Genomic DNA, 25,430 nt, shown 5'->3' with positions numbered 1-25,430 from the left:
ATTTTTTGTCCGATGCTTCGCGGCTCTTGCGGCACAGACGCTCGACGTCGAACGGAGGGTTTTCAGAAGCTCAACGAAGGCTGCAATGAAATCGTATCAACGCATCGTCAAATGCCCGGCGCTGGCTGGCGTCGCCGTCGTCGCAAGCGCGCTGCTTGCGGCGTGCGCAAGCGGTCCGGGCGCATCCGGCGCGCTTCCCGCCGACGCCCGGCTCGCCAACGGACGCATCGCGGACAAGCAGTACCTGACGACGGTCGCCACCGGCGCGGCGGCGTCGTCGGGGCCGGCGGTGAGCGTCGGCGGCGGCGGCGCAGGCGGCAGCGGCTGGAGCGGCATCGGGGCGGGCGCGGGACTGAGCTTCGATCTGACGAGCCTCTTCGACAAGGCGCCGGAGCAAACCGCGAAGGTGTATCGCTACGGCGTGCAGACCCGCGACGGCGCGAAGCGGGAAATCGACAGCACGCTCGACGTGCAACCCGGCGCATGCGTCACGACCGTCTATTCGGCGCAGCCCGGCTATCCGCGTCTGATGCCGTCGAACGAATGCTGATTCGCTTGGAACGCATCCGGCTTCTGCGACGGACACCGCTAGAACTGCGCGGATCGCGATAATCGCGCCAACGCGAAACGCAGTGCTTCCAAATGCCGGTTGAGTCGGCCATGCGGCCTTGCGATACTCACCTGCATCCCGTTGTCTCCTCACGCGTCCGTTCCCCGGTTCGGGACAGTCTCGCAACGGACGCGCTCTCGCCGCCTACCCCGGGCGGCTTTTTTTTGTCTGGCGCAATGAAAACGGGCGGCGCTCACCGAACGCCGCCCGCTTGTGTCGACGCCGTTTCCGGCGCCGCTTATCGCTTACTGCTTATCGCTTACCGCTTATTGCGGCTCGTACCACGAGTACGTGGGGAGCGCGTTGACCGGCGAGCCGATCTGGAAAGTGATATCGCGATGCGAGGTCAGCACGATATCGCGCGGATCGCCCAGATAACGCCGCGAGTCGCCGTTGTCGTTGATATAGACCACGACGTTGCCCTGGATACCCGCGACGTTGGTCGTCGTGAGCGGCTGGCCCCAGATGTCGAACAACTGCCCGAGCGTGTAGGTCTTCACGTTCGGCGTTTCGATATGGACGATGCCGGTCTGGTCATGCGTGTGCATCTCGTAGTTGCAGCTTCCCGGAATGCCGATCTGCTTCGGGAATCGCAGCCACTGACCATCTTTGATGATCGCGACGTGCGCGTGGACGTGGAACGTCTCCGCCATGCCCGCGGCGCAAGTGATGCCATCGATGGTCGTGCCCGTCGCCGTGCCGCCGATCCCCCACGCGTCCGTATCGCCGACGACGCCGCCATAAACCAGCGTGACCGGATTGGTGTTGAACGCCGGCGGATCGATCCACGTGTAGGTCGGAATCTGCGCGGGCGGCGTGCCGATGGCAAGCGTCACTTCGCCGTGCTGCGGCAGGACGAGACCGGCGAGATCGCCCGTGTATTGTTGCAGCGCGCCGCCCGTGTTCACCCATGCGGTGACCGGTCCGGTGATGCCCGCCACGTTCGTCGAGGAAAGCGGCTGCCCCCACACGGCGAAGAACTGGCCGAGCGTGTATGACGCATTGCTCGTTTCATCCATGCGGATCTTGCCGGTGTTGTCGTCGGTATGTACCGGATAGACGCAGCCGGTCTGCAACGCCATGGTCGGCGCGACGGTGCCGATATTCGCGGGCAGCGCCAGCTGTTTGCCGTTCTGATAGATGGACAGGTGCGAGTAGCTGTACGTATTGCCCGCGACCGTGCAGTTCAGGCTGCTCACCTGCTGGCCCGTGCCGCCGCTCGCGGTCGAGCCGCTCGCCCATTGCGCCGCGCCGAGCGCCGTGCCATCGACGACTTGCGTCGCGGCGGCGAGCGTCGGCGTGGTGCTGGTCGAACCGCCGCCCGACGACGAGGTTCCGCCCGGACTCGTCGACGTGGTCGTGCCCGTTCCGTTCGAAGTCGATTCGCCACCACCACCGCCGCCGCAACCGGCAAGTAAAACCAACGCGGCCGCCGAAGCGAGGGCGCTAATCCAATGAGTATGTTTTCCTTCCATGTCTCAACTCCGCCTATCGTTAAATGAATTCGTTGCGGCATGCGTTTTCAGGCGCACAACGCTCCGCGATGACATGCGCATGCATGCCTTCTGCGTGAATCGAGCAAACAAAACGTCGCGCACGACATAAGACCGGGCGAAACGGGTGTTTCGCTCCGAGGCGCTGGTCTCATGCGCGCAAGTTTTGCCTATATGGCTTTTGCATGCGGTCGAATTAGCCCGACGCAAGCACTGGCCACAGAATCACGCCCTGACGGGCGCTGTTTTGTAATGGCTCAAAGATTCTGAGCAATGGAGAAACGTGCACCTGCGAATGGATAAATCGCTGGTGGAACGAAGCGTAACGTTCAAGGCTAATTGCCGCAAGTGTATTTGTCGGGCTATTAAAAGTTCGAGGTGTATTGCGCGGCTATTAGTCATTCAAATGACGAGACAAAAAGAATCCGGAAGACAAAACAAAGTATTAATCCGCAATGTCGCGGACAACGCTAATTGACACTCACTAGCGCCGCGTGAAAGCATCCACGCGCATTGCCTCATGCAACCGCGCCGCTCTCTACCGGAGTGCTCATATGATTTTTCACGCGTCTATTCCCGCCCGCGACCCGAAGCACGTCGCGCACGTGCTCGCTGAACTATGGGACGGCTTTGCCGCGCCCTTCTCGCCGTTTCCCGATGCATGGATGGCCGTCGCGGGCGATGAGCGCGGCAGCATCATCGAGGTCTATCCGAGCGATCGCGTGATCACGCCCGGCGGCGGACACGAAACCAGCGTGAGCTATGGCGCGGGCACGGTCGAGCGGCCGCAATACAGCGCGTTCCATATGGCTATCGCGACGCAGCGCAGCGCCGCCGACGTGCTGGCGATCGGCGAGCGCGAAGGCTGGCGCGCCGTGCGTTGCACGCGCGGCGACCATTTCTTCGACGTGATCGAGTTCTGGATCGAGAACGCCACGATGCTCGAATTCCTCACGCCCGAGATGCAGGCCGAGTATCGGGCGTTCGCCACGCCCGAGAACTTCAGGGCGATGGCGGCAGCGGCTGCCGCCTGATCTTCAGCGGGCGGCGGCCGGCGCGTTACCGGTCACGCGAATGGCGGGAAAGCGGTCGGTCGGTTTCGCGATTTCGTCTTGCGACGCCACGATCTCCAGTTCGTAGCGCCCCGCCTCGTAGGTGGCCTTCACCACGGCGTTGACGGCCGCGAGCGTATGTTCGAGCGCGTTGCGAAGCGAGTCGCCGAGCAGCGTGCGCGCGACGAACACCGCGCTCGTGAGATCGCCGACGCCGACCGGCTGCCGCGCGAACGGATACAGCGGCCGCTGCGCGAACCACGCCTCGTTCGCGCTGACGGCGAGCATGTTGAACGTATCGGCGCGGCTGTTGCGATCCAGCAGATGCTTGACGAGCACGACGCGCGGCCCCCGCGCGATGACTTCGCGGCAGGCATCGACGGCTTCCTCGACGGTCTCGATGGTCCGCCCGGTGAGCTTCTGAAGCTCGTTGTGATTGGGCATGATCGCATCGGCGACTTCGGGCATCGTCGTGACGAGGAAATCTTCGATGCCGGGCGCGACCGTGCAGCCGCCCTCCACGCCCATCACCGGATCGCAGAAGTAGAGCGCGCGCGGATTCACGGCCTTCACCATCTTGACGATCTCGACGACCGCGCGGCCCTGCTCCGTCGCGCCGAGATAGCCGGAGAGCACCGCGTTGCAGCGCGCGAGCACGCCGATCGCGCCGATGCCTTCGATCACGCTTTGCAGTTCCTCGGCATCCACCACGCCGCCGGTCCAGCGGCCGTATTGCGTGTGATTGGAGAACTGCACCGTGTTGAGCGGCCAGACGTTGACGCCGAGCCGCCGCATGGGAAAGACCGCCGCGCTGTTGCCCGCATGCCCGAACACGACGTGCGACTGGATACTCAGGACATTGTTCATGTTGTCATTTCCGGACTGGCAAGGAGGCTGTGAGACGGCGGTGAAAGTCGATCCGGCGGGCCATTGTGTATTGTGCCGCGCCAACGCCCCGCGCGGCATCGCGTGCTCGTTATAAATTGCGGCGCCGCATTTTGTCCAGTCGCGCGCATGCAACAGCGCCGCCGCGCCACACCCCGCGCTTCGCGACACGCGCTCTGGCATATGCCTTGCTCGGTGCGCTCGACGACCAATGCCTGCCGGCAACAAAAATTCGAACGCCAGCCCCGCAGGATTCGAACGCGCGCCGATAATGCTACGAACATCAACGCGCGCACCGCCCGACGCAGCGGCCGCCAAACCCACGAGGATCGAAGCACCGCCTAGCATCCACACGACATCAACAGACGCAGGTCAAAATCAGGAGCCGACATGGAGACGCCGTCAAAGAATCGCACCGACTTGCAGAAGTCCACGCTCGCAATCGTCCTCGCCGGCGGTCGCGGCACGCGTCTCGGGCCGCTCACGGACAAGCGGGTCAAACCCGCCGTCCACTTCGGCGGCAAATACCGCATCATCGACTTCGCGCTGTCCAATTGCCTCAATTCGGGCATTCGCCGCATCGCGGTCGTCACGCAGTACAAGGCACATTCGCTGTTGCGCCATCTTCAGCGCGGCTGGGGTTTCCTGCGCGGCGAGTTCAACGAATTCATCGACATCTGGCCGGCGCAGCAGCGCGTCGATTCGAGCTGGTATCGCGGCACGGCCGATGCCGTGTTCCAGAATCTCGACATCATCCGGTCGATCGCGCCGGAATTCATCATCGTGCTCGCGGGCGATCACGTCTACAAGATGGACTACACGCGCATGGTGCTCGACCACGTCGAGAGCGGCGCGGACTGCACGGTCGGCTGCATCGAAGTGCCTCGCATGGAGGCGACGGCCTTCGGCGTGATGCACGTCGACGAGAACCGCCGCGTCACCGCGTTTCTGGAGAAGCCCGCCGATCCGCCCGCCATGCCCGGCAAGCCCGACATTGCGCTCGCGAGCATGGGCATCTATGTGTTCAGCGCGAAGTATCTGTATCAACTGCTCGAAGAGAACATCGCCGCGTCGAGCACGGACCACGATTTCGGCAAGGACATCATTCCGCGCGTTGTGACGAGCGGCCGGGCGATCGCGCATCCGTTCGGCATGTCCTGCGTCACGTCCGACAACGATCCGAACGCGCCCGCCTACTGGCGCGATGTCGGCACCGTCGACGCCTATTGGGCCGCGAATCTCGATCTCGCGTCGACGATTCCGCAACTCGATCTCTACGACCGCAAGTGGCCGATCTGGACCAATCAGGAGCAGCTGCCGCCCGGCAAGTTCGTGCGCGACCTGAACGGCCAGCAAGGCGCGATCACGAATCTGCTGGTCTGCGGCGGCTGCGTGATTTCCGGCTCGCAGGTGTCGAAGTCGGTGTTTTCGTCGGCGGTGCGCGTGCACTCGTTCTGTAACATCAACGAGGCAGTCTTGTTGCCTCAGGTGACGGTGGGACCGAGTTGCCGGTTGCAGCGCGTGGTGATCGACCGCGGCTGCACGGTGCCCGAGGGTCTCGTGATCGGCGAGGATCCCGAAGAAGACGCCGCGCGGTTCTTCCGCACCGAGTCGGGCGTCACGCTCGTTACGCGCGATGCGCTCGCGCGGCTCGCCGAGCGCTGATCGCGAGTCCAGGCCGGACCGGGGGCGGGCGCGCCGCTCGCCCGATAACGCAGTCAACCATAATCGACGGGAGCGCCGATGACCGTATGCGTGCTGCATGTCGCGGCAGAAATGTTTCCGCTTCTGAAAACTGGCGGCCTCGCCGATGTGGTCGGCGCGCTGCCGCCCGCGCAATCGCAGCTCGGCGCGGACGTGCGCGTCGTGCTGCCCGGCTTTCCGGCCGTGATCGCCGGGCTCTCCGACATCCAGCCGGTGACAAGCCTCGGCGCGGCGTTCGGCGCCGGCGACGTGCGCCTCGAACGCGGCGTGTTGCAGCCGCACGGCGTCGTGGTCTATGTCGTGCGCGCCGATCAGTTCTATGACCGTCCGGGCAATCCGTATCTGGACGCGTCGCACAAGCCGTACGCTGACAGCGACCGCCGCTTCGCGCTGCTCGGCTGGAGCGCCGCGCGCATCGCGACGGGCGCCGATCCCGCGTGGCGGCCGCATATCGTCCATGCGCACGACTGGCACGCGGGCCTCGCGCCAGCCTATCTGCGCGCGTTCGAGCGTGGCGGCGCGCCGCGCGTGCCGACCGTCATGACTGTGCACAACCTGGCGTATCAGGGCGTCTTTCCCGCGTCGCAATTCGGCGCGCTGCAATTGCCGGCCGATTTCTTCGCGGTGGAAGGCGTCGAGTTCTACGGCCAGACTTCGTTCCTCAAAGCCGGCCTGTACTACGCGGACCGCATCACGACTGTCAGCCCGACCTACGCCCGCGAAATCCAGACGCAAGCGCAGGGCGCGGGCCTGCACGGCCTGCTGCAAACGCGCACGCACGACATCAGCGGCATTCTGAACGGCGTCGACTATGCGATCTGGAGCCCCGCCATCGACGACGCGATCGCCACCCGCTATACCGCCGCGAAACCCGCCGGCAAGAGCAAGTGCAAGACGGCGCTACAGGAGCGCATGGGACTGACACGCGACGACGACGCGCTGCTCTTCGGCGTCGTCAGCCGGCTCACCGAGCAGAAAGGCATCGATCTGCTGCTGTCGGCGGTGCCCGAGATCGTGCAGCGCGGCGGGCAGCTCGTCGTGCTCGGCACCGGCGACCCGGCGCTGGAAACCGGCCTCAAGAACGCCGCGGCGGCGCATCCGGGCGCGGTGGCGGTCGAGCTCGGCTTCGACGAAACCCTCTCGCATTCGATCATCGCGGGCAGCGACGTCGTGATGGTGCCGTCGCGCTTCGAACCCTGCGGGCTCACGCAGTTGTACGCGCTCGCCTACGGCTCGTTGCCGCTCGTGCATTGCGTGGGCGGCCTCGCGGACACGGTCGTCGATTGCTCGCTCGAAAATCTCGCCGACGACACGGCCACCGGTTTCGTCTTCGACCGATTCCAGCGCGCGGGCATGGTCGCGTCGATTCGCCGTGCGTTTGCGCTGAAGGCGCGCCGCACCGAGTGGAAGACGGTCGTCAAGCGCGCGATGACGCAGAACTTCGGTTGGGAGACGGCGGCGCAACGTTACGCCGAGGTCTACCGGCAACTCCTCGGCGCTTGAGAATGCGTCGCATGTCGGGCGCGCACCTTGCTGCGGCTTCACAACGGATCAACCGACATCAGGAAGCCTCATGCAAAAAGCCCTCGCAGGCCAGATCGCGCTCGTGACCGGCGGCAGCTCCGGCATCGGCGCGGGCGTCGCGAAAGCGCTGGCGGACGCCGGCGCGCACGTCGCCATCAACTATCACTCGCACGCGGAGCCGGCCGAAAAGCTGGCCGACGAGATCGCGGCGCTCGGCGGCGAGGCGTTCGCCGTCGGCGCGGACGTGTCAGACGAGAAAGCCGTCGACGCCATGTTCGACGCCGTCGTGAAGCGCTACGGCACGGTGGATATCGTCGTCGCGAATTCGGGATTGCAGCAGGACGCGAAGTTCGTCGACATGACGCTCGACGAGTGGCGCAAGGTCATCGACACGAATCTGACCGGGCAATTCCTGACGGCGCAGCGCGCGGTGCGCGAGTTCATGCGGCGCGGGCCGCGGCCGGTGTCGAAGGCGCTCGGCAAGATCATCTGCATGAGTTCGGTGCACGAAGTCATTCCGTGGGCGGGACACGTGAATTACGCTTCGTCCAAGGGCGGCATTCAGATGCTGATGAAGTCGCTCGCGCAGGAGGTCGCGCCGCAGCGCATTCGCGTCAATTCGATCGCGCCGGGCGCGATCCGAACGCCGATCAACCAGGACGCGTGGGATTCGAAAGAGGCGCTCGACCGCCTGCTGACGCTCGTGCCGTACGGACGGATCGGCGAGGTGGACGACATCGGCCGCGCCGCCGTGTGGCTCGCGTCCGATGACAGCGATTACGTCGTCGGCACGACGCTTTTCGTCGATGGCGGCATGACGCTGTATCCGGGTTTCGCCGACAACGGCTGATTCGCCTATGGACTCTGTGAAAGTGGACGTCGCCGTGATCGGCGCGGGTACGGCCGGCATGGCCGCGTTTAGCGCGGCGCGCGATGCGGGCGCGAAGACGGTGCTGATCGAAAGCGGCGAACTGGGGACGACGTGCGCGCGCGTTGGCTGCATGCCGTCGAAGCTGCTGCTCGCCGCCGCGAACGGCCTGCACGACGCCCGCTCGCTCGCGGCGCGCGGCATCGAAGGCACGCACGCGCTCGATGTCGACTCGGCGCGCGTCATGGACTACGTGCGCGGGGAGCGCGATCACTTCGTGCGCGGTATCGTCGAGGAAATCGACGCGTTCCCGGACGGCTCATTGCTGCGCGGACAGGCGCGCTTCGAAGCGCCGGGGCGACTTCGCGTCGGCGACAGCACCCGGGTCGAGGCGAAAAGCGTCGTCATCGCGACGGGCGCGGCGGCGAGCGTGCCCGACGAGCTCAAGGTCTTCGGCGACAAGCTCATCACGAGCGACGATCTCTTCGAACTGCGCACGCTGCCTAAGCGCGTGACCGTGTTCGGCACCGGGCCGCTCTCGCTGGAACTGGGACAGGCGCTCGCGAGACTGTCGGTGGAAGTCTTCATGTTCGGCAAGGGCGGCAGCGTCGCGGCGCTGTCCGACACGCCGGTGCGCGACGCGCTCACGGCGGCGCTCGCCGACGAGTTCTATCTCGATCCGGACGGCGACATCGAACACATGTCGCTGGAAGACGGCCGGCCGACGCTGCGCTTCAAGTCCCGCGACGGCGCCACGCGCACCGAGCAGTTCGACCTCGTGCTCGCCGCCACGGGCCGCGCGCCGAATCCGAAGCCGCTCGCGCTGGAACACGCCGGCATCGAACTGAACGAAAAAGGCGTGCCGCGCTTCGACGAATCCACGATGCAGTGCGGCGACAGCGCGATCTTCCTTGCCGGCGACTGCGACGGCACGCGTCCGTGGCTACAGGACGCCGCCGACGAAGGCAAGCTCGCCGGCGAGAACGCCGCGCGTTTCCCCGACGTGCAGCCGGTGAAGCGCAAGATTCCGTTCTCGATCGTGTTCTGCGAGCCGCAGGTGGTTATCGTCGGCGCGTCGTACGAATCGCTCGACAAGCAAATGACGGTCACGGGCGCGGTGTCGTTCGAAACGCAGGGACGCAGCCGCGTCATGCGCCACAACCGCGGCCTGCTGCACGTCTACGCCGACGCGAAAACCGGCCGACTGCGCGGCGCGCAAGGCTGCGGCCCGGCGCTAGAGCACGTCGGCCATTTGCTCGCCTGGGCGATCCAACTCGAACTGACGCTCGACGACGCGCTGAAGCTGCCGTTCTATCACCCGGTTGTCGAGGAAGGCTTGCGCACCGCGTTGCGCGACGCCAGCGAGAAGTGGTACGCCGAACGCGCCGCCAAGCCGCCGAACCTCGCGAGCGCGGCGGGCTGCTAGCACGACGCGCTTCGGCAAAACACAAAGGCCGGCTGTCGAAACAGCCGGCCTTTGCTTTGTGACGACTAAACTGCGCCGTGGATCAGCTTCCGCTCAACCCATATTGCAGCGCAAGGTCGAAGCCGAGCACGACCATCGAGCAGAACAGCCCAAGCAGCAGATTTGCCAGCCGGTGGCCGACATCTTTATGGCGCGTCAGCACGGCCCCCGCGAGGAACGCGATTTCCACGATAACCTGCATGGCGAATACGGCGATCATCAACGCGAACTCGTAGCCCATCGCATTGAAGTTCATGAAGTTGAAGCCGTTCACCGCGACCCAGGATCCCACTCGCCAGGCTTCGTATGCCAAAAGCAGCAACGGAAAGAAATAGCTGGCTACATAAGTCGGCATCGTGGCATGCCGGAGTTCCATATTCAAATGACGTGTAACTTGCATCGCGTGCTCCTCATCTGATCGCCCGAAAGACCGGGCTCGTCGCCTGCATCGGAGGCGCGCGCGACACCGTTTCTCCTGGTGTGGAACTGAACGGCACACGCGCGTCGTGCTTTCAGAATAGGACATTTTTTTGGAAAGCGAATCATCGTAATCCCGATAACTCCGCCCAGTAAGCCGCAGCGCGAAGCATTGTGCAGTGCAACTTAATAAAGCAGTTATTCCGGCTCTCAGATTCGGCACGCACGTGCGTGCCGAACCCACTCACTCATGTTTGCCGTATAGCTTGATAATGCCTGAAAAATCGAGTCCGCCGAGACCTTGCTGACTCATCGACTGATAGAGTTGCTGCGCGATTGCGCCCATGAAAACAGGCTGCTTTGCGGCGCGCGCCGCGTCCACGGCGAGGCCGAGATCCTTGAGCATCAGGTCCGCGCCGAAGCCGCCGCTATAACCGCGCGATGCCGGCGATGTCTCGACAATACCCGGATAGGGATTACACGTATCCGAACTCCAGCACCGCCCCGTCGACGTGTTGATGATCGCTGCCAGCTTCGAAGGATCGATGCCCAGCGTTTCGCCGAGCTTCATCGCTTCGGCGACGCCGATCATCGAGATGCCGAGCAAGAGGTTATTGCAGATCTTCGCGATCTGTCCGGTGCCCGTGTCGCCGCAGCGCACCATGTTCTTGCCCATGCCCGAGAGCACCGGCCGCAGCGTTTCGAAGAGCGCCTCGTCCGCGCCGACCATGAAGGTGAGCGTGCCCGCCTGCGCGCCGACCACGCCGCCCGAGACCGGCGCATCCGCGAACGGATTGCCGTGCGCCGCCGCGGCCTCGCCGATGAGCTTCGCGGTGGCCGGATCGATCGTGCTGCTGTCGATGAGCGGCACGCCCGCGCTCACGCCCGCCAGCACGCCGTCGTCGTTCAGATACACGGCTTTGACGTGCGGCGCGGCGGGCAGCATCGTGATGACGACTTCCGCGCCTTCGGACGCCGCGCGCGGCGAACTGGCGAGCGTCGCGCCCGCCGTTTTCGCCGCGTCGAGCGCCGGCGGCGACAGGTCGAAAGCCGTCACCGCGTGACCCGCTTTCAGCAGATTCGCGGCCATCGGGCCGCCCATGTGCCCCAAGCCGATAAAACCGATTCGCATCGCGTGTCTCCTTGTCGTTATCGGAGCGAGATGGTCGTGTTGACGCCGTCGTTCACGGCGGCGTCGTCGAACCAGCGCGCCGTGACTGTCTTCGTCTGCGTGTAGAACTGCACGACCTGCTTGCCGTATGGCCCCAGATCGCCGAGCTTCGAGCCGCGCGAACCGGTGAAGCTGAACGACGGCACCGGCACCGGAATCGGAATGTTGATGCCCACTTGTCCGATGTCGATCTCGCTCTGGAACTTGCGCGCCGCCGCGCCGCTCTGCGTGAAGAGACCAACGCCGTTGCCCATCGGATTGCGGTTGACGAGCGCGATAGCGTCGTCGAGCGTGGCCGCTTCCAGCACGCACAGCACCGGCCCGAAAATCTCCGTCTGGTAGATGGCCATGTCGGTGGTCACGTCCGAGAAAATGGTCGGACCGATGAAGTTGCCGTTCTCGTAGCCGGTCACGGTGATATCGCGGCCGTCGAGCGCGAGCGTCGCGCCCTCCTCCACGCCTTTCGCGATCATGCCGAGAATCCGCTCCTTCGCCGCGCGGGACACGACCGGCCCGAGGTCTGCGCCCGGCTCCGTGCCCGCGTTCACCTTCAGCGACCGCGCGCGTTCGACGAGATCCGGCAGCCAGTCCTTCGACGCGCCCACGAGCACGACCACCGACGTCGCCATGCAACGCTGCCCCGCCGCGCCGAAGCCCGCGCCGGCCAGCGCGTTGAGCGTCTGCTCCTTGTTCGCGTCCGGGAGCACGACGGCGTGGTTCTTCGCGCCCATCATCGACTGGACGCGCTTGCCGTGCTGGCTGGCGAGGTTGTACACGTGCGTGCCGACCGCCGTCGAGCCGACGAACGAGACGGCCTTGATATCCGGATGCGTGCAGAGCGCATCGACCACCTCTTTGCCGCCATGCACGACGTTGAGCACGCCCGGCGGCACGCCCGCTTCCATCGCCAGTTCGACCAGCTCCATCGTCGAAAGCGGGTCTTGTTCGGACGGCTTCAGCACGAAGGTGTTGCCGCAGACGATCGCCATCGGGAACATCCAGAGCGGGATCATCGCGGGGAAATTGAAGGGCGTGATGCCGGCGCAGACGCCGATGGGCTGGCGCAGCGTGTACGTGTCGACGCCGCCCGCGACGTTCTCCGCGAATTCGCCCATTTGCAGCGTGCCGATGCCGCACGCGTGTTCCACCACTTCGAGGCCGCGGAAGATGTCGCCTTCCGCGTCCGCGAGCGTCTTGCCCTGCTCGGCCGTCAGCGTCTGCGCGATGCGCTTCATGTTCTGGCGAATCAGGTCCTGAAAGCGAAGCATGAGCCGCATGCGCGTGCCGAGCGGCGTCGTGCGCCACGTCTCGAACGCCTTCTGCGCGGCGGCGACGGCGGCGTTCACCTCGTCCGTCGTCGCGAACGGCACGCGGCCGACGACTTCCTGCGTCGCCGGATTGACGATGTCCCGCCATTCGCCCGTTTTCGATTCGACGAACGCGCCGTCGATCAGCAGTTTGGCGGTGCGCACGGACGCGCCGGGGCGCACACCCTGCGCCGGATGTTCAGCAACGATATTCACGGATGACTCCTCGATTGGAACGGTGCGGAGAAAGGAGCGAAGACGCGCGGGCGTGACGCGGACAGAGCGTCGAGGGGAAAGGCATGTCGTCTCCGTTATAGGTCTCGGCCCGCTATTCGGCAGGCTCGTGCCTTTGAGTATAGTTATGCAAAAGTCCGCCCTGGCACTAGAAAAACACCCGACCGATATGCAAAAAGGCCCGAAGTTCGACGCCGCGAAACTGAACTGGGACGACCTGCGCTATTTCCTCGAAGTGGCGCGCACGCAGCGCGCGAGCGGCGCGGCCAAGCGCCTGGGCGTCGATTACACGACGGTCGCGCGGCGCGTGCGCGCGCTGGAGGACGCGCTCGGCACGCTGCTCTTCGACAAATCGCGCAGCGGCGGCTTCGTGCTGACCGCCGAGGGCCAGCGCCTGCTCGGTTTCGTCGACGCGATGGAAACCACGGTGCAGTCCGCCGCCGAGCAGATCGCCAACACGGGGCACGCGCTGTCGGGGCACGTGCGGGTCGGGTCGACGGAAGGCTTCGGCTGCTTCTTTCTCGCGCCGCATCTCGCGCGGTTTCAGGACGCGCATCCGAACATCTCCATCGACCTGTTGCCGGTGCCGCATTTCGTGAGCCTCTCGAAGCGGGAGGCGGATATCGCGGTGACGCTCGAACGCCCCGAGCAAGGCCAATACGTCTACACGAAGCTCTGCGACTATCGCCTGAAGCTCTACGCGACGCCCGGCTATCTCGACGCCCACGCGCCGATCCGCGCGAAAGACGATCTGCGCGAGCATCGCTTCGCGAGCTATATCGACGACCTCGCGTTCAGTCACGAACTGCTGTATCTGGAGCGCGCGGTGCCGGGCGCGGTGTCGCGCTGGCGCAGCACGAGCGCGATCGCGCAGTATCACGCCGCGTTGCAGGGACGCGCGCTCGCCATCCTGCCGTGCTTCATGGCGTCGCCCGACGCGCGGCTCGTGCCCGTGCTGCCGGAAGAGATCGTCGTGACGCGCGCGTTCTTCCTGTCGTGTCGCGAAGACTTGCGCCGGCTGAGGCGCATCACCGCCGTCTGGGACTACCTGCGCGCCGCCGCGGAGCTGAACTACGCGTTTCTCATGGGCGACGCGCCCGAGATCGGCTGGGTCGACATCAAGTCGTCCTGAACATACTTTCGAGATAGGTTCAACCTTTTTGACGTTGTTCGCGCGCCCAAGTGGTTTAATGGCCGCTTTCCGCCGATGCGTTCACGCATCGGCAATCGGCATCATCCGCCGGATTCGTATAAATTTGATTCGCCATCCCGACGAACTGTCGGCGCGCCGGGCACCGTGCGGCATAATCGCCGGCCCGCTGCCGGCCCGCTTTATCGCGTCGTCCGTCGCGGCGTTGCTATCTCCGTGAATCGATTGAGCTTTCTCCTAATTCAACCCCGTCCGGACGCGCGCGCCGGCTCACTGCACGCCGTTCGCTGATGTCGTTCGTCATCTGGTCAAGACGCTCCGTGTCGAGCCAGCGCGTGCGCTTCGTCGAAGCGCGCACGGCTCGCACCATCGCCGTCATCGGACTGATCGCGCTTCTGATCGCCGCGCTCGCGCTCGGCATTGCGATCGGCACGACGTTCGCGCGCAGTCATCTCGGCGAGGAGCAGGCGTTCGTGTCGCGCCGTTCCTATGAGATCGAGCAGCTCGGGCGCATCGACGCCGACATCGGCGCGCTCGTGCCGCGCGTCGCGGCGCTCGCGGCTCAGGTCGGCGAGTTGCGTGATTTCGATAACCGGCTGAAGGCCGCGCCCGGCGCGGGCACGGCCGCCGGCGTGCACGACGTGCCGCCGCTGCCCGACAGCGAAGGCGCCGCCAGCGCGCTCGACGGCGCGGGCGGTCCGGAACTGCCGCCGCGTCTTTGCAACGCGGAGCGCGCGCACGACGGCACGCCTTCGCAGCGCCTCAAGGATGCGCAAAAGGTCATCGGCTGCCTGAGCGACACGCTCTCGCAGTTGCAAGGCCAGGCGATTGCGCATTACACCGCGTACATGGCGTTTCCCGGCCGCGATCCCGCGCCCGGCTCGCACTTCGGCTCGCCTTACGGCAACCGGATCGATCCGTTCACCGGACACGTGAGCTTTCATCCGGGACTCGATCTCGTCGCGCCGACCGGCACGCCGATTCTCGCGAGCGCGGGCGGGCGCGTCATTCAGGCGGGCGAGCGCAACGGCTACGGCAACGCGGTGGATATCCGCCACGGCAACGGCACGGTGACGCGCTACGGCCACGCGTCGCGCATTCTCGTGACCGAAGGCCAGTACGTGATGCCGGGCGACGAGATCGCCGAAGTCGGCTCGACGGGCCGTTCGACCGGGCCGCACCTGCACTTCGAAGTGATCGTGGGCGGCGCGCAGCTCAATCCGAAGGCTTATCTCATGCTCTTCAGGCAGAAACCCAATGCGCAAGGCTGATTCGAAGCGGGTCTCGCTGAAGCTGACCCAACATTCCTATGCGCTCACGCCCAAGCGCAGCACCGCGTATATCCCTGGCGTGATCGCGGCCATCTGCGCGATCGGCGCGCTCGTCGCGGCCGGCTACGCGCTCAAGACCTCGCACGAACAGGCGCGCAAACTCGACGTGCTCTGCGCGCCGCCCATGTCCGAGCAAAAGCTGCGCGAAGAACTGGCCCACGCGCAGTTCGCGCTGGAACAGCAGACGGCAGCGCGCGCCGCGCTCGAACAGCGCGCGATGCAAAGCGCCGCGCAGATCGAGCGGCTGCAAACCGACCTCGCCTTTTTGAAGAAGCAACGCTGATTCATCCGACCGACCGAGCACGCAATGGCGCGTGATCGTCGGAAGCCATCCTTTACCGCATCGCAAGGAACCGCCATGTTCTCATCGAAGAAAGACTCGCAAGGCGTCAAGCCGGCCAAGCTCTCCACTCTGATCGCGCAGAATGTCCATATCTCGGGCGACCTCGAATTCAGCGAAGGCCTGCGCATGGACGGTCAGGTGACCGGCAACGTGACCGGCCGCGCCGGCGACGAATCGCTGCTCGTCGTGAGCGATCAGGGCGCGATTCACGGCAACGTGAGCGCCTACGACGTCATCATCAACGGCCGCGTGGTCGGCGACGTGATGGTCGCGCATTTCGTCGAGCTTCAGTCGAATGCGCATGTGCACGGCAACATCTACTATCAGAAGCTGCGCATGGACGTCGGCGCGACGGTCGAAGGCAAGCTGACCAAGCTCGACGCGATGCAGTCGAACGTGGCCGCGCTGCCCGCCACGGAAGTCGTGCCGCAGCTCGACTACACGGCAAGCTGAACGCCGCGCGCGCGTGCAAATACAGGGCGCGTCGCGCGTCGCGATCCGCTAAGATTTCCACGAGGAAGTCCGCGCGCCCGCGCCTGTCTTGCATCCTGTGCATCTTGTGCACTTACAAAAGGCGGCGCGCGGCTGATTACATCGAGATAACAAGGGCGCCCCATGCTGGTCAATTGCGCGGCTTATCAGAACGGCCGAAAGCTCGCAGATGTACAGATCGACGACATCAATGCGTACCGGGACCTGCCCGACTCGTTCATCTGGGTCGCGTTGAAGGAGCCCGGTCCGGGCGAACTCGCGCACATGGCGCATCAGTTCGGCCTGCATGAACTGGCCGTCGAGGACGCGCAACACGGGCATCAGCGACCGAAGATCGAGGAGTACGGCGATTCGCTTTTCGCGGTGTTCCATACCGTCGAATTCGACGAGGAAGGCGAACTGCTCGTCGGCGAGATCAACGTGTTCGTCGGGCGCAACTACGTGATCTCCGTGCGCAACCGCACCACGCAAGGGTTCCAAGAAGTGCGCAAACGCTGCGAGCGCGAGCCGCAGTTGCTCAAGCACGGCCCGGCGTTCGTGATGTACGCGCTGCTCGATGCCGTCGTCGATCGCTATTTCCCCGTGCTGGAATCACTCGGCAACGCGCTCGACGAAGTGGAGGAGCGCATCTTCGAGCGCAACGGCTCGGCTGCGTCGCGCGAGATCATCGAGGACCTGTACTCGCTCAAGCGCCGCATGACGCTCATGCAGCATCACACGGCGCCGCTGCTCGAAGCCGTGAGCAAGCTCTACGGCGGGCGGCCGCCGGGCGTATGCGCGGGCATGCAGGAATATTTCCGCGACGTCTACGACCACCTGCTGCGCATCGTGAAGACGATCGAAGGCCGCCGGGAAATGATCGTGACGGCCATTCAGGTGAACCTCGGCCTGATCGCGCTGGCGGAAAGCGAAGTCACGAAGCGCCTCGGCTCGTTCGCCGCACTTTTCGCGGTCCCGACGATGATTGCCGGCATCTACGGCATGAACTTCCACCGGATACCGGAGCTGGACTGGACGTATGGCTATCCGGCATGCATCGGCGCGATGTTGCTGGTCGATATCGTGCTGTTCTGGCGCTTCAAGAAGGCAGGTTGGTTATAATACGGGGTCGATGCGAAGTCATCGCAAGAACACAGCATCACTCGCCGGGCATCGCGCAAGGAACTTTTGCGCGGTTTCCTCTGTCTAAACGGATTCTGTCGCGACGCAGACTCAGTGCTTGGTCAGTAGCTTGTTTTTCCGCTTTCTGACCGCACCTGCCAGTCACAGCAGACCCATTCACCGCATCACACCGCACATCGGCACTCGCGGCATCGCCCTGAATCTCGGTCGAAGCCTCGCGGGGAGCCGGCGTCGCCGTCCCGGTCATGCCGGCCAGGGCTTGCCGCTCGAAGGCGAGTTCCGTCGTTCCGGCCTATGCCGTCAAGCTCGCCACGAGCCTGAAAGCAAGACGCGGCGCGTTCGTCGTTCGAGCGCGCCGGATCACGCCCGACTTCGCTTCCGACGCGTTGCAGCGGCGATGCGCTCTGCGCACCGTCGCCCGCCGACACTCGCGAATGCCGTTGCGTGGCGTCGAGCGGCGCGGCACCCACTATTACTTGAACAGGAGCTCAAATGGCGAAAGAAGAACTCATCGAACTCGACGGTATCGTTGACGAAGTGCTTCCCGACAGCCGCTATCGCGTGACGCTGGACAATGGCGTCGTCGTCGGCGCGTATGCCTCGGGCCGCATGCGCAAGAACCACATCCGCATTCTGGCCGGCGACCGCGTGACGCTGGAGATGTCGGTGTATGACATGACGAAGGGCCGCATCAACTTCCGTCACAAAGACGAACGCGCAAGCGGCGGCGGTGCAGCCCGCGCGCCGATGCGCCGCCGTTAAACCAGCCATATCACGCTACACGCTACACCCCACGCGCCGACAAGAGCGCGTTGATTCCCACCGCGAAGCCGTCCTCGTCGTTCGTCGACGAGACGAGGCTCGCGCGTCGTTGCACCGCCTCCGACGCCTGTCCCATCGCAATCGACGTCCCCGCGATCTCGAACATCGCGATATCGTTGGTCATGTCGCCGAGCACGGCCACGCGCTCGAGCGGCACGTTCCGGCGCTTCGCCAGTTCGCGCACCGCGTCGCCCTTGTTGGCGAGCAGGTGCGTGATGTCGAGGTAATAGCTTTGCGAGCGCGCCGCGTTCGCGCGCCCTTCGAGTTGAGTCTGCAACTGCGCTTCCACGCGTTCGAGCAGCGGCGCGTCCGCCGTCGAACCGACGATCTTGTCGACGGCATCCAGATCCACATCGTCGAAACGCTGCACGAGCACGCCGTCATAGCCGACCGTGCGCCGTTCGCGCGGCACATACGCGCCGTCGGGATTGGTCAGATACCACACGTCGCCGACGAACACCCACGCATCCACGCCCGCCGACGCGAGCGCCTCCAGCGACGTCTGCACGGCATCGCGCGGCAGCTTGTGCGCGGCGAGCACTTCCCACGTGCCCGGCTGAACGAGATTGCCGCCGTTATACGACGCATACGGCATGTCGACGCCGAGCGTCTCCACGATATAGCGCATGCCCGCGCCCGGCCGGCTGCTCGCGACGGTGAACTCGACGCCCGCTTGCCGCAGACGCCGCACCGCGTCCTTCGCGGGCTCGCTGATCGACTTGTCGGTGTGAAGCAGCGTGCCGTCGCAGTCCGACACGACGAGTTGGACGTGCGCGAGCGCCTCGAACGCGGCGGCGGCGTCGCCGCTTATGCTGTGCAAACCGAATTGGCTATTGGCATTCATGAAGGCGCTCCTTCGCGCTGATTGAAGTCGGAGAGTTGGCGAGTCTCGCGAACCGAGCGCGGATGCCACAGCTTCGCGCCGCCCTCGATCCCCGCCGCGTTCGATACGACCGCCACGTTCGGCGGCAACTCGAAGTTCAGATGCGTGGCGTTGCCTCCGCCGATCCAGAGCTTGTCGAAATTGACGAGCGTGTCGAGAATGCCGAGCACCTTCTCGACGCGGCGGTTCCAGCGCTTGTTGCCGGCTTTCTCGCGCGCGGCGTTGCCGATGTATTCGTCGTAGGTTCGGCTTTTCGACACAGGATGATGCGCCAGTTCCAGATGCGGCATCAGTTCGCCGTCGCGAAAGAGCGCGGTGCCCGCGCCCGTGCCGAGCGTCAGCACGAACTCCAGACCACGACCTTCGATAGCCGCGAGTCCTTGCATTTCGGCATCGTTGATCATACGCGCCGGCATGCCGCCGAGACGCTGCGAGATCATGTCCGCGAGCGGCACGCGCTGCCAGTATTCGTTGCCCAGATTCGGCGCCGTCAGCACGACGTTATCGCGCACCACGCCGGGAAAGCCGATCGAAATGTGCGTCGGCGGCTCGGTGAGAATCGGCTGCACGAGCGCGACGAGCGTATCGACGATTACATCAGGCATCGCGGGCTTGGGCGTCGGCACGCGCACGCGCTCGCTTTTCATCTCGCCGTCTTCGGACAGCACCGCGGCCTTCAGCCCCGTCCCGCCGATGTCGATGGCGAGAATGCGGTCCGCCTTCACCGCGCCCTTCGCGGTGCTCGCGCGCTTTCTTTGCTTCGTTCGGGTTTCCGTGCTCACGCTGGTCATCGTTGTTATCCAATATTCAGTTCTTCTTGCGGTTGTCGGTCAGCGGACGCCACGCGCGGCCGTCTTCGGCGAGCAGACGGTCCGCCTCCTCCGGGCCGGCGCTGCCCGCCGCGTAGCCATGTACCGGCAGTTCGCTCTCCGGATGCAGCACGCGATCCACCGCCGCCCACGCCGTCTCGATGCTGTCGGCGCGCTGAAACAGCGTTTCGTCGCCGAGCATGCAGTCGTAGAGCAGCGTTTCATAGCCCACGTTCGCGCGCTCGGCGAAGAAGTCGCCGTAATCGAACGACGAGCGCACCGCGCCCATCTGCATGACCGGGCCCGGCACCTTGACGTTGAAGTCGAAGGTCGTGCCGTGCGCCGGGTCGATACGCAGCGTGTAGACGTTCGGCGTCAGCTCGTCGACGGGCGTGTCGCGGAACAGCCGGAACGGAACCGCCTTCAGTTGCACCGATATCTCCGTGCGGCGCTCCGTCAGCCGCTTGCCGGTGCGCAGATAGAAGGGCACGCCGGCCCAGCGCCAGTTTTCGATGAACACGCGCGCCGCCGCATACGTTTCGGTGCGGCTGTCCTTCGCGACACCCGGCTCTTCGCGATAACCCGGTCCCGCCGCGCCGGCTTCATATTGCCCGAACACCACGTCGCGCGCCGAAAGCGGCTTCATCGCGTCGAAGACCTCGGCCTTCTTGTCGCGCACAGCTTCGGCGTCGAAGGAATTGGGTGGTTCCATCGCCACCATGCCGAGCAGCTGAAAGAGATGGTTCGGCACCATGTCGCGGAACGCGCCCGTCTGCTCGTAGAAGCTGCCGCGCCCTTCCACGCCGATGGTCTCCGACGCCGTGATCTGCACGTGATCGATGTATTCGCGTCGCCAGACCGGCTCGAACATGGCGTTCGCGAAGCGCACGGCCAGAATGCTTTGCACCGTGTCCTTGCCGAGAAAATGGTCGATGCGATAAATCTGCGGTTCCTTCGCATACGCGAGGATGCAGCGGTTGAGCGCCTGCGCCGAAGCGAGGTCGGTGCCGAACGGCTTTTCGATGACTAGCCGCCTGAAGGCGCCGTCTTGCTCCTCCAGCAGCCCGGCACGCCCGAGGTGTTCCGCGATCGGCGCAAAGAACCGCGCGCTTACCGCGAGATAGAACACGACATTGCGGCTCTTCATCTCGGTGAGACGCGCTTCGAGCCGCGCGAAGGTCTCCTCGTCGTCGAACTCGCCCGCGAAGTATTCGAGCTTGTTCGCGACGCGATTCCACGCGTCTTCGTTCAGCTTCGACGTATGGAAGGTGCTGGCCTTGTCGGCGGCGAACTTGCGCAGCGACTCGGTGAGCTCGTCGCGCCACGCGGAGGTCTCGCGCTCGCCGTGATTCACGCCGATGATCTGCATGTCGTCGTCGAGCAGACCGTCGGCGGACAGGTTGTAGAGCGCGGGCATCAGAAGCCGCCGCGTGAGATCGCCGCCCGCGCCGAAGATCACGAGCGTGCACGCAGGCGCGCGGCGCTTCGCTGCGGGCGACGCTGAAGACGGCTTCGAAGCACTTGCCTGACTGCTATTGTCTGCATCGTTCGGCATGACGTGGGTGTCCTCATCCGTTGAGCGAAAATGGAAAGACCTCCGGCGACGCGGCACAGTTCAATCGCGCATCGCTTCTTACGGCGCCCGCTTCGTTTGTAGGCCATCTGTAATTTTCCGCTTCGCGTGTCGTAGAATGCTTGCGCGACTTCGCAGCACGAGGCCAACATCGATATGACATCACCCGACACGCTCATCGACCTGCCCGCCTACTTCGCACGCATCGGCTTCGGCGGCGGCGACCGGCCCGCGCCCACGCTCGACACGCTGCGCGCGCTGCATCTGCTACATCCGCAGGCGATACCGTTCGAAAATCTCGACGTGCTGCTCGGCCGTCCGATCCGGATCGATCTCGCCTCGATTCAACGCAAGCTCGTCACGAACCGGCGCGGCGGTTACTGCTACGAACACAATCTGCTTTTCCGCAGCGTACTCGAAGCACTGGGTTTTCGCGTGAAAAGCTACGCGGGCCGCGTGCTGTGGGGCCGCGATGCATCGGTCATGCCGCCGCGCTCGCATATGCTGCTCGTCGTGGAACTCGACGAAGGCGCGTTCGTCGCGGATGTCGGCTTCGGCGGCATGACGCTTTCCGCGCCGCTCGCGCTGCAAGGCGGTCTGGAGCAGATCACGCCGCACGGCGCGTTCAGGCTGCAACGCATCGACTGGGATGCGGGCCTGCCAAACTATCGGATGGAAGCGCTGATCGACGGGACGTGGACGGCCATCTACCGCTTCGACTTCGATCCGCAATACGACATCGACTACGAGATGTCGAACTACTTCGTCTCCACGTATCCGCAGTCGGTCTTCGTGCATCACCTGCTCGCAGCGCGGCTCGCGCCGGGGCGCCGCTACGGTCTTTTCGACCAGCGTCTATCGCTGCACGACGAACGCGACGGCACCACGCATCGCGAACTGGTCGGCGTCGAAGCGCTTCGGCGCGTACTGAGCGAGGATCTCGGCATTCGTCTGCCCGATGCGGACGGCTCCATCCCTTCGTCCGATCTCGACGCCGCGCTCGCGCGCCTCGCGCAGTCCGATCCCGCCTGACGCATCGCGCCGATGTTCAAAAGCAATAAGACGCGCGGCAGCCGCGAATTCCATACGCATCATCGCAGCGCCATGCTCGCGCAACGGCTGCCCGCGTGGCGCTCGACGTTCGTGCTCGCGGGCGTCACCGCCGCGTTCCTCGCGCTCGCCGGGCGCGCGCTGTGGGTGCAGGTGGTCGACCACGCGTTCTATATCGGCGAAGGACAGAAGCGCTACCAGCGAACGCTCGCGCTCGACGCCACGCGCGGGCGCATCGTCGACAGAAACGGCGCGATGCTCGCGGTCAGCCTCGCCACGTACGAGGTCTGGGCGAGCCCGAAGCGTTTCGACGCCGCCCGCGCCGACGACATCGCCAAGCTGCTCGACTTTCCGGCGAGCGAACTCAGCCGCCGCATCGGCACGGATCGCAGCTTCGTGTTGCTCAAGCGCCAGGTAGAGGCAGAGACGGCCGAGCGCATCGCGGAAATCGGTCGCGCGGGCATCACGCTCGTGCCGGACACCAAACGCTTCTATCCCGAAGGCGAATCGGCGGCGCATGTCGTCGGCTTCACGGACAACGAGGATCGGGGCCAGGAAGGCGTGGAGCTTGCCGCGGACGCGCGCCTCGCCGGTTCGGCCGGGCAGCGCGAAGTCATCCGCGACCGGCTCGGGCGCGTGGTGTCGCAGATCGGCGAAACGGAGATGCCGCAGAACGGCGAAACCATCCACTTGACGATCGACCGGCGCATCCAGCAACTCGCGCATTCGCAACTCAAGGCGGCCGTCGCGAAACATCGGGCGCGCGCGGGCAGCGTCGTCGTGCTGGACGCGAAGAACGGCGAAGTGCTGGCGCTCGCCAATTACCCGAGCTTCGATCCGAACGACCGCCGCCGTCTCACGGGCGAGCAGCTTCGCAACCGCGCGCTCACGGATACGTTCGAGCCGGGCTCGACCATCAAGCCGCTCGTGGCCGCGCTCGCCATCGACCTCGGTCACGTGCGGCCGGACACGCGCATCGACACGAATCCCGGCACGCTGAAGATCGGGCCGAACGTGATTCACGACACGTCGAATCATGGCGTCATCACGGTGTCGGAGGCCGTGCAGATGTCGAGCAACGTGGCGCTGACGCAGCTCGCGCTGAAGATTCCCGCGCGGACCATCTGGGACAAGTACCGCGAATACGGCATCGGACAGGCGCCGGAACTGACGTTTCCCGGCGCGGCCACGGGACGGCTGCGCGCGCCTGAACGTTGGAAGCCGATCGAACAGGCGACGATGGCCTACGGCTACGGCCTGTCGCTCTCGCTCTTGCAGATCGCGCAGATCTACACGGCGTATGCCGGCGACGGGCGCTTTCATGCCGCGACGCTCATCCACGGCGAAACGCGCCGCGCGGGCACGCAGGTCGTGCAGCCCGCGACGGCCGCCGCCGTGCGCAACATGCTCGAAGCGGCCACAGGATCGGACGGCACCGGACGCGCCGCCGCGGTCGAGGGCTATCGCGTGGGCGGAAAGACGGGCACGGCGCGCAAGCAGGTCGGGCGGTCGTATGCGGCGAACAAATATCGCGCGTCGTTCGTCGGCATCGCGCCGATGAGCGATCCGCGCGTGATCGTCGCCGTGATGATCGACGAGCCATCGGGCGGCGCGTACTACGGCGGGACCGTCGCGGGGCCGGTGTTCTCGGGCATCGTCGGAGGGACGTTGCCGCTTCTGGGCGTGCCGCCGGACGCGTGAACGAGGCGCTTCCCTTAGACGTGCGGGCTCGTAGGTTGCTTCGTCCGACACTGCGCCGAACTGTAAAGACGCTGTGCTCTAATGGAGCGTTCGAATCCATACCCTCATACCGGGAAGATCATGAAGAAACTCGCTGCGGCCCTCGCGCTGCCCCTTCTCATCGCCGCTTGCGGCCGCTTTCATAACGAAGACGCCGGCCAGCCGGAAGTCGAAGCCGCATCGACGCATAACGAAGTTGCGAGCATCGTCCAGTGCATCGCCGACGAAGCGAAGAAACACAACGCCACCTACAAGCAGACGGCGATTCCGCAAGGCACCATGCTCGAATTCGGCGACTCGAACGTCGTCAAGGTCCGCTACGACAACGGCGAGACCACCTACCGCTTCTACCCCGGCGAGCGCCACGTGTCGAACATGTGGATCGAAGGCGCGGGCAAGAAGTGCGCGCCGTGAGCGGACGGGCCTAGCATCATGCGCTCGACACGAGCCATCAGCGCCGTCGAACGGCTGAAGACGCGCAGCGGCAATTCGCATTACGCGGCCGTGAGCATGCCGGGCGGCTACTTCTATCTGGTAGAACGCGCGGCCGAAGGCTCGAAGAAGCTGTGCGACCCGTTGCCGATGGACGACTTCATCGCGTTCGTCAACGCACGCGAACCGGCGAAACCGCGCAAGGTGAGCAAGCTCGACGAAGCGCTCGAAGCGCAGATCGGGCGCAGCGGCAAGCGCGCGGAAAAGCCTTCCTCCGACGACGCGGACTAAGCTCGCCGCCCGCCTCTGCTTGCTCGGCGTGGCGCGGCGCAGCATCGAAAAACGCGCCAGCCCCTTGATCAATGTGCGATGACAGACGGAGGCAACAGGCCCCCGTTGCGTACATTTTTGTCAACGGTCGTACCGTTGGCAGCCGCCGAGCAAGACTGCGGATTACGCCTGCCGGTCACGCCCGAACAATTTCAGAAAATGAGCAAGGGCCGCCCGCGACGTTTCAATAGAAAGCGCGTGGGTGAACGGGGTGCCCGTGCGATGGGAGACGCGAGACAGCGTCACGCCGCGCGGCTGAGAGGAAGACCAACAATGAAGAAGAAGAGCGAGACCAAGGGCAGCCTGCTGCCCTCGGCGATGGCGGACGTCGAGTTGCAGCATATCGAACGCGCCGTGGCGCAGCTTCGCGCGATGAAGAGCCAGTCGTCCGGAACGCTCAACGTCGAATACTGGCGCGAGCGGCTCGCGGCTGTCGTCAGCGGCTATGCGCTCGTGCCCGCGCAGAAGCAGCGCATTCAGGCGCTGCGCGCCGCACTCGATGCCGTCCACATTCATCCGCGCGACGGCGGCAGCCGCAAAAGGTCGACCAATAGGCTTTGGGCGAAAGCGGCCTGACCGCCGCTTTCGCCACTCGCGCCACGTGCGCGACGCTCATCGCCCGC

At 65.0% G+C, this 25,430-nt stretch carries 25 protein-coding genes; 17 read left to right on the top strand and 8 right to left on the bottom strand.

The annotated features are described in order from the left end of the window. The first annotated feature begins 85 nt into the window (after window positions 1-85). A complete protein-coding gene (locus tag NCR34_RS17045) occupies window positions 86-550 on the top strand; it encodes a hypothetical protein (RefSeq protein ID WP_250500613.1) in 465 nt (154 codons plus the stop codon). A gap of 326 nt (window positions 551-876) precedes the next feature. On the opposite strand, the gene NCR34_RS17040 is transcribed toward NCR34_RS17045, so the two are convergent. Then, a complete protein-coding gene (locus tag NCR34_RS17040; RefSeq protein ID WP_250500612.1) occupies window positions 877-2,085 on the bottom strand; it encodes a hypothetical protein in 1,209 nt (402 codons plus the stop codon). Between the two features lie 572 nt (window positions 2,086-2,657). Between NCR34_RS17040 and NCR34_RS17035 the strand changes: the two genes are divergently transcribed. Next, the gene (locus NCR34_RS17035; protein ID WP_250500611.1) at window positions 2,658-3,137 is read left to right on the top strand and encodes a hypothetical protein; all 480 of its coding nucleotides are present in this window, start codon (window positions 2,658-2,660) and stop codon (window positions 3,135-3,137) included. 3 nt (window positions 3,138-3,140) lie between these two features. Here the strand turns inward: NCR34_RS17035 and pdxY are convergent, their stop codons facing one another. After that, entirely contained in the window at window positions 3,141-4,022 is an 882-nt protein-coding gene (pdxY, locus tag NCR34_RS17030) for a pyridoxal kinase PdxY (protein WP_175941861.1), read from the bottom strand. Window positions 4,023-4,430: 408 nt separating this feature from the next. On the opposite strand from pdxY, the gene glgC reads away from it, so the two are divergent. The 4 genes from glgC (at window position 4,431) to NCR34_RS17010 (ending at window position 9,562) form a co-directional block, all read left to right on the top strand. After that, complete coding sequence (gene glgC, locus NCR34_RS17025) at window positions 4,431-5,705, top strand: glucose-1-phosphate adenylyltransferase (protein WP_248323209.1); 1,275 nt, start codon at window positions 4,431-4,433, stop codon at window positions 5,703-5,705. A gap of 78 nt (window positions 5,706-5,783) precedes the next feature. Then, on the top strand, window positions 5,784-7,247 hold the full coding sequence (gene glgA / locus NCR34_RS17020; protein WP_250500610.1) for a glycogen synthase GlgA: 1,464 nt from the start codon (window positions 5,784-5,786) through the stop codon (window positions 7,245-7,247). Window positions 7,248-7,317: 70 nt separating this feature from the next. Then, the gene (locus tag NCR34_RS17015) at window positions 7,318-8,118 is read left to right on the top strand and encodes an SDR family oxidoreductase (RefSeq protein ID WP_250500609.1); all 801 of its coding nucleotides are present in this window, start codon (window positions 7,318-7,320) and stop codon (window positions 8,116-8,118) included. Between the two features lie 7 nt (window positions 8,119-8,125). After that, entirely contained in the window at window positions 8,126-9,562 is a 1,437-nt protein-coding gene (locus NCR34_RS17010) for a dihydrolipoyl dehydrogenase (RefSeq protein WP_250500608.1), read from the top strand. A gap of 82 nt (window positions 9,563-9,644) precedes the next feature. On the opposite strand, the gene NCR34_RS17005 is transcribed toward NCR34_RS17010, so the two are convergent. The 3 genes from NCR34_RS17005 to NCR34_RS16995 form a co-directional block, all read right to left on the bottom strand. After that, window positions 9,645-10,001, bottom strand: a complete 357-nt coding sequence (locus NCR34_RS17005) for a hypothetical protein (protein ID WP_206468467.1) — start codon at window positions 9,999-10,001, stop codon at window positions 9,645-9,647. Between the two features lie 261 nt (window positions 10,002-10,262). Continuing rightward, window positions 10,263-11,150 (bottom strand): 3-hydroxyisobutyrate dehydrogenase, encoded by an 888-nt coding sequence (mmsB, locus tag NCR34_RS17000; RefSeq protein WP_250500607.1) that lies wholly within the window; start codon window positions 11,148-11,150, stop codon window positions 10,263-10,265. 17 nt (window positions 11,151-11,167) lie between these two features. Further along, window positions 11,168-12,712, bottom strand: a complete 1,545-nt coding sequence (locus NCR34_RS16995) for a CoA-acylating methylmalonate-semialdehyde dehydrogenase (RefSeq protein ID WP_502800097.1) — start codon at window positions 12,710-12,712, stop codon at window positions 11,168-11,170. Window positions 12,713-12,899: 187 nt separating this feature from the next. Here NCR34_RS16995 and NCR34_RS16990 point away from each other — a divergent pair, with 187 nt between their 5' ends. The 6 genes from NCR34_RS16990 (at window position 12,900) to infA (ending at window position 17,930) form a co-directional block, all read left to right on the top strand. Next, window positions 12,900-13,862: a LysR family transcriptional regulator gene (locus NCR34_RS16990; RefSeq protein WP_250500606.1), complete on the top strand. Its 963-nt coding sequence runs from the start codon at window positions 12,900-12,902 to the stop codon at window positions 13,860-13,862. A 308-nt stretch (window positions 13,863-14,170) separates the two neighbouring features. Continuing rightward, a complete protein-coding gene (locus NCR34_RS16985; protein WP_250500605.1) occupies window positions 14,171-15,151 on the top strand; it encodes a M23 family metallopeptidase in 981 nt (326 codons plus the stop codon). Further along, entirely contained in the window at window positions 15,138-15,494 is a 357-nt protein-coding gene (locus tag NCR34_RS16980) for a hypothetical protein (RefSeq protein ID WP_250500604.1), read from the top strand. The genes NCR34_RS16985 and NCR34_RS16980 overlap by 14 nt, the downstream gene beginning before the upstream one ends. 75 nt (window positions 15,495-15,569) lie before the next feature. Then, window positions 15,570-16,007: a bactofilin family protein gene (locus NCR34_RS16975; RefSeq protein ID WP_248323201.1), complete on the top strand. Its 438-nt coding sequence runs from the start codon at window positions 15,570-15,572 to the stop codon at window positions 16,005-16,007. Between the two features lie 162 nt (window positions 16,008-16,169). After that, window positions 16,170-17,147 carry a magnesium/cobalt transporter CorA gene (gene corA, locus NCR34_RS16970; protein WP_248323200.1) on the top strand — a complete coding sequence of 326 codons (978 nt, stop codon included), beginning with the start codon at window positions 16,170-16,172 and terminating at the stop codon, window positions 17,145-17,147. A 513-nt stretch (window positions 17,148-17,660) separates the two neighbouring features. After that, window positions 17,661-17,930, top strand: coding sequence for a translation initiation factor IF-1 (gene infA / locus NCR34_RS16965; protein WP_175941889.1), 270 nt, complete (start codon window positions 17,661-17,663; stop codon window positions 17,928-17,930). Window positions 17,931-17,952: 22 nt separating this feature from the next. On the opposite strand, the gene NCR34_RS16960 is transcribed toward infA, so the two are convergent. From NCR34_RS16960 to zwf, 3 genes are read right to left on the bottom strand one after another with little or no spacing between them, the layout of a single operon-like run. Continuing rightward, complete coding sequence (locus NCR34_RS16960) at window positions 17,953-18,834, bottom strand: HAD family hydrolase (RefSeq protein ID WP_250500603.1); 882 nt, start codon at window positions 18,832-18,834, stop codon at window positions 17,953-17,955. Continuing rightward, window positions 18,831-19,664, bottom strand: a complete 834-nt coding sequence (locus NCR34_RS16955) for an ROK family protein (protein ID WP_284506596.1) — start codon at window positions 19,662-19,664, stop codon at window positions 18,831-18,833. The genes NCR34_RS16960 and NCR34_RS16955 overlap by 4 nt, the downstream gene beginning before the upstream one ends. A gap of 16 nt (window positions 19,665-19,680) precedes the next feature. Next, window positions 19,681-21,237, bottom strand: coding sequence for a glucose-6-phosphate dehydrogenase (zwf, locus tag NCR34_RS16950; RefSeq protein WP_250500602.1), 1,557 nt, complete (start codon window positions 21,235-21,237; stop codon window positions 19,681-19,683). A 174-nt stretch (window positions 21,238-21,411) separates the two neighbouring features. On the opposite strand from zwf, the gene NCR34_RS16945 reads away from it, so the two are divergent. From NCR34_RS16945 to NCR34_RS16925, 5 genes are all read left to right on the top strand, one after another. Beyond that, window positions 21,412-22,287 (top strand): arylamine N-acetyltransferase family protein, encoded by an 876-nt coding sequence (locus NCR34_RS16945; protein ID WP_250500601.1) that lies wholly within the window; start codon window positions 21,412-21,414, stop codon window positions 22,285-22,287. Between the two features lie 12 nt (window positions 22,288-22,299). After that, window positions 22,300-24,006, top strand: a complete 1,707-nt coding sequence (locus NCR34_RS16940) for a peptidoglycan D,D-transpeptidase FtsI family protein (RefSeq protein ID WP_250500600.1) — start codon at window positions 22,300-22,302, stop codon at window positions 24,004-24,006. Window positions 24,007-24,126: 120 nt separating this feature from the next. Beyond that, entirely contained in the window at window positions 24,127-24,459 is a 333-nt protein-coding gene (locus tag NCR34_RS16935) for a hypothetical protein (RefSeq protein WP_250500599.1), read from the top strand. A gap of 18 nt (window positions 24,460-24,477) precedes the next feature. Next, window positions 24,478-24,768 carry a hypothetical protein gene (locus NCR34_RS16930; RefSeq protein ID WP_250500598.1) on the top strand — a complete coding sequence of 97 codons (291 nt, stop codon included), beginning with the start codon at window positions 24,478-24,480 and terminating at the stop codon, window positions 24,766-24,768. Between the two features lie 312 nt (window positions 24,769-25,080). Further along, window positions 25,081-25,383 (top strand): hypothetical protein, encoded by a 303-nt coding sequence (locus NCR34_RS16925; RefSeq protein ID WP_248323193.1) that lies wholly within the window; start codon window positions 25,081-25,083, stop codon window positions 25,381-25,383. The last annotated feature ends 47 nt before the right edge of the window (window positions 25,384-25,430 follow it).

This window comes from Caballeronia sp. GAWG1-5s-s, from assembly GCF_023631445.1.
Taxonomy (GTDB): Bacteria; Pseudomonadota; Gammaproteobacteria; order Burkholderiales; family Burkholderiaceae; genus Caballeronia.
This window is presented reverse-complemented; position numbering and strand designations above follow the sequence as displayed.

Excerpts from the sequence above, each read along its gene's own strand:
- NCR34_RS17015 (WP_250500609.1), top strand. The coding sequence starts at position 7,318 with ATGCAAAAAGCCCTCGCAGGCCAGATCGCGCTCGTGACCGGCGGCAGC.
- NCR34_RS17045 (WP_250500613.1), top strand. The coding sequence starts at position 86 with ATGAAATCGTATCAACGCATCGTCAAATGCCCGGCGCTGGCTGGCGTC.
- NCR34_RS16990 (WP_250500606.1), top strand. The coding sequence starts at position 12,900 with ATGCAAAAAGGCCCGAAGTTCGACGCCGCGAAACTGAACTGGGACGAC.
- NCR34_RS16935 (WP_250500599.1), top strand. The coding sequence starts at position 24,127 with ATGAAGAAACTCGCTGCGGCCCTCGCGCTGCCCCTTCTCATCGCCGCT.
- NCR34_RS16955 (WP_284506596.1), bottom strand. The coding sequence starts at position 19,664 with ATGACCAGCGTGAGCACGGAAACCCGAACGAAGCAAAGAAAGCGCGCG.
- NCR34_RS17040 (WP_250500612.1), bottom strand. The coding sequence starts at position 2,085 with ATGGAAGGAAAACATACTCATTGGATTAGCGCCCTCGCTTCGGCGGCC.
- zwf (WP_250500602.1), bottom strand. The coding sequence starts at position 21,237 with ATGCCGAACGATGCAGACAATAGCAGTCAGGCAAGTGCTTCGAAGCCG.
- NCR34_RS17005 (WP_206468467.1), bottom strand. The coding sequence starts at position 10,001 with ATGCAAGTTACACGTCATTTGAATATGGAACTCCGGCATGCCACGATG.
- NCR34_RS16985 (WP_250500605.1), top strand. The coding sequence starts at position 14,171 with ATGTCGTTCGTCATCTGGTCAAGACGCTCCGTGTCGAGCCAGCGCGTG.
- NCR34_RS16975 (WP_248323201.1), top strand. The coding sequence starts at position 15,570 with ATGTTCTCATCGAAGAAAGACTCGCAAGGCGTCAAGCCGGCCAAGCTC.
- glgC (WP_248323209.1), top strand. The coding sequence starts at position 4,431 with ATGGAGACGCCGTCAAAGAATCGCACCGACTTGCAGAAGTCCACGCTC.
- NCR34_RS16930 (WP_250500598.1), top strand. The coding sequence starts at position 24,478 with ATGCGCTCGACACGAGCCATCAGCGCCGTCGAACGGCTGAAGACGCGC.
- NCR34_RS16925 (WP_248323193.1), top strand. The coding sequence starts at position 25,081 with ATGAAGAAGAAGAGCGAGACCAAGGGCAGCCTGCTGCCCTCGGCGATG.
- pdxY (WP_175941861.1), bottom strand. The coding sequence starts at position 4,022 with ATGAACAATGTCCTGAGTATCCAGTCGCACGTCGTGTTCGGGCATGCG.
- glgA (WP_250500610.1), top strand. The coding sequence starts at position 5,784 with ATGACCGTATGCGTGCTGCATGTCGCGGCAGAAATGTTTCCGCTTCTG.
- NCR34_RS16960 (WP_250500603.1), bottom strand. The coding sequence starts at position 18,834 with ATGAATGCCAATAGCCAATTCGGTTTGCACAGCATAAGCGGCGACGCC.
- NCR34_RS16945 (WP_250500601.1), top strand. The coding sequence starts at position 21,412 with ATGACATCACCCGACACGCTCATCGACCTGCCCGCCTACTTCGCACGC.
- corA (WP_248323200.1), top strand. The coding sequence starts at position 16,170 with ATGCTGGTCAATTGCGCGGCTTATCAGAACGGCCGAAAGCTCGCAGAT.
- NCR34_RS17010 (WP_250500608.1), top strand. The coding sequence starts at position 8,126 with ATGGACTCTGTGAAAGTGGACGTCGCCGTGATCGGCGCGGGTACGGCC.
- infA (WP_175941889.1), top strand. The coding sequence starts at position 17,661 with ATGGCGAAAGAAGAACTCATCGAACTCGACGGTATCGTTGACGAAGTG.
- NCR34_RS17035 (WP_250500611.1), top strand. The coding sequence starts at position 2,658 with ATGATTTTTCACGCGTCTATTCCCGCCCGCGACCCGAAGCACGTCGCG.
- NCR34_RS16980 (WP_250500604.1), top strand. The coding sequence starts at position 15,138 with ATGCGCAAGGCTGATTCGAAGCGGGTCTCGCTGAAGCTGACCCAACAT.
- mmsB (WP_250500607.1), bottom strand. The coding sequence starts at position 11,150 with ATGCGAATCGGTTTTATCGGCTTGGGGCACATGGGCGGCCCGATGGCC.
- NCR34_RS16940 (WP_250500600.1), top strand. The coding sequence starts at position 22,300 with ATGTTCAAAAGCAATAAGACGCGCGGCAGCCGCGAATTCCATACGCAT.